The following is a 944-nucleotide window of genomic DNA, read 5'->3' as shown; positions in this document are numbered from 1 at the left end:
GCGGTCACGCTTGAGCCGCGCCTGGCGCTGCTTGACCGCTCGCACCAGAACGCCATTTACCAGGACATGTCCGTCCCGCAGGTTGTGGAGAAAATCCTGCGCGAGCGCCACGGCATGCGCGGCCAGGATTTCCTGTTTTCGCTCACCAGAGAGTATCCACGGCGTGAGCAGGTGATGCAGTACGGTGAGAACGACCTGCACTTTATCACCCGCCTGCTGGGTGAGGTCGGTATCTGGTTCCGCTTCACCACCGACACGCGGCTGAACATCGACGTGGTGGAGTTTTACGACAGCCAGCAGGGGTATGAGAAAGGCCTGACGCTGCCGTCGGTGCCGCCGTCCGGGCAGCACTCACAGGGTGTGGACTCAGTGTGGGAGATGGAGAGCCACCATAACGTGGTCCAGAAGGCGGTCAGCACCCGCGACTACAACTACCGTCAGGCCACGGAGGACATGAACGCCCGGGTTGACGCGACCGGCGGGGATGCCACCACGTACGGTGATGCCTATCACTGGGCCGATAACTACCTGACGGCGGGAACATCCCATGACCGCAATCCGGCGCCGGAGTCCGGGGCGTTTTACGCCCGCATTCGTCACGAGCGTTACCTGAATGGTCAGACGAAGACCAGGGCCTTCACCAGCTGTCCGGTGCTCTCTCCTGGTCAGGTACTGAAAGTCACCGGCGGGTACGAAGTGGCAGATGTGTTTGCGCAGGGCGTGGTTGTCACGGCGATGCACAGCCATGCCCGGCGTGATGAAGATTTTGGCGTCAGGTTTGACGGTATCCCGGACAGCACCGATTTTTGTTTCCGCCCGGCGCCCGGCAGCCGCCCGGTGATGGCCGGCACCTTACCGGCCCGCGTCACCAGTACCACTGAAAATGACATCTACGGGCATATCGATAAGGACGGTCGCTACCGCATCAACATGCTGTTCGACCG

General features: G+C 61.7%; 1 protein-coding gene. It reads left to right on the top strand.

Features of this window, described 5'->3' with window-relative positions:
- Window positions 1-944, top strand: a 944-nt coding sequence (gene vgrG / locus ACOTX3_RS26100; RefSeq protein ID WP_161657123.1) for a type VI secretion system tip protein VgrG, incomplete at both ends; no start/stop codon positions are given.

This window comes from Enterobacter cloacae complex sp. IR5384 (assembly GCF_049237265.1).
Classification (GTDB): Bacteria; Pseudomonadota; Gammaproteobacteria; order Enterobacterales; family Enterobacteriaceae; genus Enterobacter; species Enterobacter cloacae.
Note: the sequence above shows the minus strand (reverse complement) of the source record. Positions and strands in the feature narration are given on the sequence as shown.